Origin of the sequence: Phaeobacter sp. 11ANDIMAR09 (assembly GCF_001294455.1) — a bacterium.
Taxonomy (GTDB): Bacteria; Pseudomonadota; Alphaproteobacteria; order Rhodobacterales; family Rhodobacteraceae; genus Pseudophaeobacter.
On sequence record NZ_LIKT01000021.1, the window covers coordinates 80,770 to 87,071 of the forward strand.

8 protein-coding genes are annotated in these 6,302 nt (G+C 57.9%); 3 read left to right on the top strand and 5 right to left on the bottom strand.

The genetic code is table 11. From position 1 onward, the window contains the following. The first annotated feature begins 18 nt into the window (after window positions 1–18). Window positions 19–1,374, top strand: coding sequence for a FliM/FliN family flagellar motor C-terminal domain-containing protein (locus tag AN476_RS16630; RefSeq protein WP_054462721.1), 1,356 nt, complete (start codon window positions 19–21; stop codon window positions 1,372–1,374). A 251-nt stretch (window positions 1,375–1,625) separates the two neighbouring features. Here AN476_RS16630 and AN476_RS16635 read toward each other — a convergent pair whose 3' ends face one another. The 4 genes from AN476_RS16635 to AN476_RS16650 all read right to left on the bottom strand — a co-directional run bounded on the left by AN476_RS16635 (window position 1,626) and on the right by AN476_RS16650 (window position 3,970). After that, window positions 1,626–2,051 (bottom strand): TIGR01244 family sulfur transferase, encoded by a 426-nt coding sequence (locus AN476_RS16635; protein ID WP_054462722.1) that lies wholly within the window; start codon window positions 2,049–2,051, stop codon window positions 1,626–1,628. A 9-nt stretch (window positions 2,052–2,060) separates the two neighbouring features. Continuing rightward, window positions 2,061–2,495 carry a DUF6691 family protein gene (locus AN476_RS16640; protein WP_054462723.1) on the bottom strand — a complete coding sequence of 145 codons (435 nt, stop codon included), beginning with the start codon at window positions 2,493–2,495 and terminating at the stop codon, window positions 2,061–2,063. Further along, window positions 2,495–2,923: a YeeE/YedE family protein gene (locus tag AN476_RS16645; protein WP_054462724.1), complete on the bottom strand. Its 429-nt coding sequence runs from the start codon at window positions 2,921–2,923 to the stop codon at window positions 2,495–2,497. The genes AN476_RS16640 and AN476_RS16645 overlap by 1 nt, the downstream gene beginning before the upstream one ends. 183 nt (window positions 2,924–3,106) lie before the next feature. Next, window positions 3,107–3,970, bottom strand: coding sequence for an MBL fold metallo-hydrolase (locus AN476_RS16650; RefSeq protein WP_054462725.1), 864 nt, complete (start codon window positions 3,968–3,970; stop codon window positions 3,107–3,109). 431 nt (window positions 3,971–4,401) lie between these two features. Between AN476_RS16650 and AN476_RS16655 the strand changes: the two genes are divergently transcribed. After that, window positions 4,402–4,614 (top strand): hypothetical protein, encoded by a 213-nt coding sequence (locus AN476_RS16655; protein ID WP_054462726.1) that lies wholly within the window; start codon window positions 4,402–4,404, stop codon window positions 4,612–4,614. 70 nt (window positions 4,615–4,684) lie between these two features. Here AN476_RS16655 and AN476_RS16660 read toward each other — a convergent pair whose 3' ends face one another. Next, entirely contained in the window at window positions 4,685–4,903 is a 219-nt protein-coding gene (locus AN476_RS16660) for a hypothetical protein (protein WP_054462727.1), read from the bottom strand. 210 nt (window positions 4,904–5,113) lie between these two features. Between AN476_RS16660 and AN476_RS16665 the strand changes: the two genes are divergently transcribed. After that, window positions 5,114–5,377: a DUF2312 domain-containing protein gene (locus AN476_RS16665; protein ID WP_054462728.1), complete on the top strand. Its 264-nt coding sequence runs from the start codon at window positions 5,114–5,116 to the stop codon at window positions 5,375–5,377. The last annotated feature ends 925 nt before the right edge of the window (window positions 5,378–6,302 follow it).

A 6,302-nucleotide genomic window follows, 5' to 3' on the forward strand; every position in this document is an offset into this window, starting at 1 on the left:
CGTGCAGGTTGATGGCTGATGTCTGAAGCGGAAAAACAGCAAGCTGGTAGCGGCGGGTCCAGTGGACTCGCGCGCAAACTTGCGGCGTCAAAGGACGGGGGAGCGGCACAAAAGGCCTCAATTACCCTCAAAGCCCTGCGCCGATCGCTTGCGCGCGCGGCCTCCGAGCAATGCGACCTACCGCTGGCGGTACTGGCGGCCCGCCAGGTGAACCGAGTTCCCGAAGATCTGGTCGACGACCTGTCCGACAAAGATCTGATTGTGGTTCTGGATGGTCCCAATGGCCGCCTTGGGGCGGCCACCATGGATGCCGCATTGGTGACGGCCCTGATCCAAAAGCAGACCATTGGCCAGATCATGGGCAAGGCGCCTTCTGAGCGCAACTATACCCCGACCGATGCGGCCATGACGGCGGAGTTCCTGGAGAAATCCTTTGGCAAGGTTCAGGCGCTGTTGCAGGGCGAGAAGGATCAGATGATCTTTTCCGGCTACCGCTATGGGGCCCAGGTGGAGAACGTGCGCTCGCTAATTCTGGGGCTGGAGGCCGAAGACTATCGCCTGATCAGCCTGACCGTTGATTTGGCCGTGGGAGCCATGCAGGGCGAGCTCAAGCTGATCTTGCCGGAACCGAGCCTGGAAGAGCTGGGCCTCAGCGGTGCCAAAACCGGGCCGTCTCTGGCGGGCGGTATGGGGGCCATGCGGGCGGAGCTCTCGGCGATTCTGTGTAAGGTGCGGGTGCCTCTGAATGAATTCTCGGCACTGAAAGTAGGGGAAATTCTGCCGCTGGATCAGGCTTTCCTGTATGAAACCGATTTGATCGATATTGGTGGGCAGCCGATTGCCAAGGGGCGTTTGGGGCAGCTGAACGGGGCACGGGCCATACGGGTCAGCACAGGGCGCGCGGTGGAAGTCGAGACCGGCCAGATGGGCGATGGCTTTGCGGATAGTATTGGATCGGAAGCGCCTGCGGCTCTGCCGATGATGGATGAACCTCCTGCGCTGGATCTGGGGATTGCGGCCCAGGATCTTCAGGATCCACTGGATGACCCTATGGGCTTTGCGGCTCCGGCAGGCGGGCTGGAGATGGACCCTATGTCTGACGATCTGGGCATGGAATTGGGCGGCGATCTGGGCGGTGGACTGGGCGGTGGACTGGGCGGCGACCTTGGTGCTGGCCTCGGGGGAGATTTGGGCGCTGACCTCGGTGCGGATCTGGGGGACCTGGGAGCCGGGCTCGGAAATGATCTGGCTGCGGCTCCGATGGGGGATCTTGCTGGGCTGGGCGATGGCATGGATCAATTCAACCCCGATGACGCGGCGGCTGAGATTTCCAAGCTTGCCGGCCTTGAAGGCGATGCCGCTCCCGGTCTTTAGGATCAAAAATCAGCTGAGATTTGGATTTGAAAATCCAAGGCAAAGGAAACGTCACTCTGTGGCGTTTTGCTGTTTGCGGGGGCTTTCCACTCCTGAGCCGGGGTTGAAGAAAAGGCTCTAGGGGGCACGGCCCTTTGCTATGCGCGGGCGCCCAAAGCCAAACCGGGCCCGATCCCTGTGGATCGAGCCCGGCATCAAGGGCAAAGCGCGCTGTCAGATTAGCCTCTGTTGCGGAGCGCGCAGGCTAAGCCTTATGTGGTTGCAATAGCTTCCAGCGCCGGGCGCAGCCCATCCAGCTGATAGCCAGCCGCGCTGGTCATGCGGAGTATTTCATCCGGGTTAATTTCAGAGGCAACGCCCAGGGACCAAATCACCGAACAGCGGGTCCCTGAGGCACAATAGGCCAGAACCGGGCCGGGGCATTCCTCGTAATAGGCGCGCTGTTGGGCAACATTTTCAGGTGTCATCGTCTGATGCGTGAGCGGCAATTCACGAAACTCGAGACCAGCGGCTTCGGCGGCGGCGCGGATTGCGGCGGCCTGATGACTGGGCGGAACTTCGGCATCGGGGCGATTACAAATCACCGTCTTAAAGCCCTCGGCGGCAATAGCAGGCATGTCTTCAACCGAGATCTGCGGCGAGACGGCGTAGCGGGGTGTGAGTACACGTGCATCCATGATGTGTCTTTAAACCTTTGCGGCCAGCCCGTCCAGTTGCCGCCCGAAAATCGGGGCTGCAACCATGCCCAGGAGCATCGTTCCCATAAAGATCAGCCCACCAGAGCCATTATAGCTGAGCGAGGCAATCGCCGGACCGGGGCATAGCCCCGCCAAGCCCCAGCCCATGCCAAAGAGCACCGAGCCAGTGATCAGCCGGTGATCCATCTCAGGGCGTGGTGGCGCCGGGAAGTCGCCGCCGACCAGCGGGCGACGCCCGGACGTCAGACGCCAGGCGATGAACATGGGCACAATGGCGCCGCCCATGACAAAGGCAAGGGTCGGATCCCAATTGCCAAAAACATCCAGCCAGCCCTGTACCTTGGTGGTGTCCGTCATGCCGGATACAAACAGACCAGCCCCAAATAATGCGCCGGAGAGCAGGGACAGAAACAAACGCTGCATCAGATTACTCCCAGGATGTGGCGGAACAGGGCGATGGTGAGCCCGCCTGCCAGAATGTAAAAGACAGTGGCGACGATGCCGCGCAGCGACAGGCGCGAGATGCCACAGACCCCATGGCCCGAGGTGCAGCCATTGGCAATTCGGGTGCCGATGCCCACCAAAAGACCTGCCGCGATGATCACGGCGATATTGCTGGTCATATGCGTGTCGACACCATCCTTGTAGAGCGGCAAAAGCAGCATCGGTGTGACCACCACGCCAAGTAGAAAGACCAACCGTTCGGTAAAGTTGCCGCGTCCGGTGCCGTCGACCAGGCCGCCCAGGATGCCACTGGCTCCCATGATGCGGCCATTGCCGAGCAGGAAGACTGCGCCTCCCAACCCGATGAGGCCGCCGCCAACGAGCCCCCAGATCCAATCCATTTCCATTTTCGCGCGTTTCCTTCGTCATGTGTGTCGAGTTCTCGGGCCCCAGGAGTACTGGCGAGAGTACTGGCGAGGCAGATCGTCCGGGGCTGCTAGGCTTTGCGACAGATCGTGCTCTCTGTCGCACGGTGCCCACCCCGTGGTAAGGTGGGCGGCCAGGGGCCGCCCGGTGATGAAGCCAGATGATCAGATCTTGTTGACTGGCAGTTTCAAAAAGACATCGCCCTGATCGTCGGGCTCTGGCATCTGGCCTGCCCGCATGTTGACCTGCAGCGAGGGCAGGATCAGCCGAGGCATCGCCAGGGTGGCATCGCGGGCGTCACGCATCGAAGTAAATTCCTCGATGGGGCGGCCTTCGCCGATATGAATGTTCAGCGCCTTTTGTTCGCCAACCGTGGTTTCCCAGGCATAATCGTCCCGACCGGGGGCCTTGTAGTCATGGCCGACAAAGATGCGCGTCTCATCCGGCAGCGCCAGAATTTTCTGAATCGATTGGTAGAGCTCAGCAGATGAGCCGCCCGGGAAATCGCACCGCGCGGTGCCAAAATCAGGCATGAACAATGTATCGCCCACAAAGGCAGCATCGCCGACCACATAGGTCAGGCAAGCCGGGGTATGACCGGGGGTGTGCAGCACCTCGCCGCGCAGCTGGCCGATCATAAAGCTGTCGCCTTCCTTGAACAGCGCATCAAATTGGCTGCCGTCGCGTTGAAAGGCGGTGCCTTCGTTGAAAACCTTGCCAAAGGTGTCCTGGACCACGGTGATGTTCTCGCCGATGCCGATCTTGCCGCCCAGCTGCTCCTGAAGATAGGGCGCCGCCGATAGGTGATCTGCGTGCACATGGCTTTCCAGAATCCATTCACAGCGCAGGCCTTCCCCTTTGATCCAGGCGATGATCTGATCCGCCGAGGCCGTATCAGTGCGGCCCGAGGCATGGTCAAAATCCAGAACGGAATCGACCACAGCACAGGCAGAGCCATCAGGATCCCGCAGGACATAGGAAACCGTGTTGGTTGCCTCGTCGAAAAAGGCTTTGACAGTGGGGTTCATTTTGGGCTCTCCCTTTCGTTTCATTTGATATATACAAAATAAAGAATATGTTTCAAGTGTTGCGGTAGCTTTGATCCGTGAATATTCTCAAAGTACTTGTGGCGCGGGGCGCTCAATAGGCAGCTTGGGCCCTGTTTTGTCGTGGTCTTGACCTGTCTCAAAGACGGCCTGCCTCACTGGGGTTAGGCAGTGTCTGTCCACAGGGCCTGGTAGGACATTGCCGCTGTTGCCCCAAGTGTGACAGCTGCTTTGACGGTTGTGAAGCCAGTCAGGCGCCTCAGTCCGGAGAGCGGATTTCTGCCCGCCCAGAGGGCTGTTACAGCCACTTGTGACAGCGGCTATGGCAGAGGGCAGGGCCATCAGGACTGCCGCTAGGGAGTGGTCTCGTGCACCAAGGCAGGTCCGGAAATTATTGGAGGAGAGTGAACATCATGAGTAGCGAGTTGCTGAATAGGGCCGAAAAGCTGGCTGAAAGAATTCGACAGGAATCGGCAGAGGGGCGTCTGAAGCTGCGGTCGGAATATGCACGCCTAATGAGCGATCTGAGAATCGAGGGTGTTACGGTGCCGCGTCGCTTGCATCAATTGGATGTAGATCTGTCCGAGGAAGAAGCGGAAAACCAATTCGACAATATGCCGGTCTAAAGGCAAATTGCATAAACCATTGGTCAGCCGGGTTCGGCTGACCCTGGACTGTACGGTGGAATTTTCGGGCTCAGCCCAGAAAAATGCCGACCATGACCAGCATCAAGCCAATCACCGACAGAAACAGGGCGCCCAGATTGTAGGGCAGGACTTTTTGCACTACCGCGCGCAGCGCGTCATCGCTCAGGTTTTTGCGCCGCGCCAGGATCACGTGCACGATGCACCACATCAGGCCGACCAGGCCTGCAATCGACAGGGCGGCTCCGGCCCAGACGAGAATTTCAAACATGCTGCGGCTCCTGCATCATTTGCACGCGCCTGCGATTAGCGGATTGTCGGCAGGGACACAAGCCACGGCACGTCGGCGCGGCGGCGGGAACCCTGAGGGGCGAAAGGCGAGAAATCGCGGCCAGTCCATTCCTGCCTTGCGATAGGGCAGGTCAACGGCTATCCCCTTGCCCCAAACCCTATCTCGTGACAGCAGTAATATGAGGCACCCATGACAGATTATGAAGAAGCGAGCGACTCCTACAAAGTGACGGCAGGAGAACTGCGACAGTTCGTCGAGCGTATTGAGCGTCTTGATCAGGAAAAGGCGGACATTGCAGAGCAGCAAAAAGAAGTCTTTGCGGAACTCAAAGGGCGTGGCTACGACGTAAAGGTGGTGCGAACCATTATCCGCCTGCGCAAACGTGACAAAGACGATATCGCTGAAGAAGAAGCGGTGCTTGAAATGTACAAAGAAGCCCTGGGCATGAATTAAAAGCGCTTACACGTGCGACGAGACCAGAAATTCTTGTTGTGTAGGAACTTCAGCTACTAGCTGGCCCGAAACAGCGTAACCCTCAAATAGTGAAGCTGTTTCGGGCCAGCGGGCGGTAGAGCCCGAAGGTTCCTTTGACTCACCGTTTCGGAGATATTTGGAAGCTTGAAACATCGCCTTTTCCACCCCGAGTTCATTTTTTAAATTTGCGGCTCTAAGCGTCATGTTTTTGAATCAAGGTTCGAGAGCGGGGCTTGTATTCGTCTAGATCATTCTGGTCTAGTTATTCACGAAGTTGATGTCTGTGGCTGTTGCTTGGAGGTTGGATTATTTACTATCGCTGGCCCAACATCGAGGCGCGATACTTTCTCTAGGTGCTGCTAATTTATGCCCTGTATAGGGCCAACTGGAGTTTTCATAGCCCGCTTCGAACAGCAAAGTTCCACCGCAGCTGAACTGCCGGGAGTAGATGCGTACATCGGATTGAAGGAATTGAGAAGATGGCTGAGAGAGGGGCTGGCGTTCTTCCGCGCGTCTGGCTAGCGCCCGTCGGTTCCGACGACTTCCTGGCCTTAAGGGTAAACAGCCCCTGTTGCTTCTGAGATGTTTGAAGATTCGGGGGCAAGCAGCTAGGTCGCCGAAAATTCCTTCTTCTCTCATGAAACCTGTGCATTTTGGACACAGTTTTTAAGATTCGGAGAGAAGGGTCCGTCAACCACGCGGTGGAAGCCTGGAAGTCACTTTGCCTTAGTTGACTGGGCGCTCTGTGTTCATTTGCACTGCTAGCTATCGCCTTGATGAGCAGGTTCGAAAAAAGTTTCGGACGTTCGGCAAAAGCGGCAAACCAACACCGGGCTAGTACAGATGGCACACATTGTAAGACCGAAGGATGAAGATCTCACCGAAGTTGTGACCTGCCCCCCGA

What these genes read in the sequence shown, in the direction of transcription:
- AN476_RS16640 (WP_054462723.1), bottom strand. Translation starts at nt 2,495, where the DNA reads ATGCAGCGTTTGTTTCTGTCCCTGCTCTCCGGCGCATTATTTGGGGCT.
- AN476_RS16635 (WP_054462722.1), bottom strand. Translation starts at nt 2,051, where the DNA reads ATGGATGCACGTGTACTCACACCCCGCTACGCCGTCTCGCCGCAGATC.
- AN476_RS16655 (WP_054462726.1), top strand. Translation starts at nt 4,402, where the DNA reads ATGAGTAGCGAGTTGCTGAATAGGGCCGAAAAGCTGGCTGAAAGAATT.
- AN476_RS16630 (WP_054462721.1), top strand. Translation starts at nt 19, where the DNA reads ATGTCTGAAGCGGAAAAACAGCAAGCTGGTAGCGGCGGGTCCAGTGGA.
- AN476_RS16660 (WP_054462727.1), bottom strand. Translation starts at nt 4,903, where the DNA reads ATGTTTGAAATTCTCGTCTGGGCCGGAGCCGCCCTGTCGATTGCAGGC.
- AN476_RS16645 (WP_054462724.1), bottom strand. Translation starts at nt 2,923, where the DNA reads ATGGAAATGGATTGGATCTGGGGGCTCGTTGGCGGCGGCCTCATCGGG.
- AN476_RS16650 (WP_054462725.1), bottom strand. Translation starts at nt 3,970, where the DNA reads ATGAACCCCACTGTCAAAGCCTTTTTCGACGAGGCAACCAACACGGTT.
- AN476_RS16665 (WP_054462728.1), top strand. Translation starts at nt 5,114, where the DNA reads ATGACAGATTATGAAGAAGCGAGCGACTCCTACAAAGTGACGGCAGGA.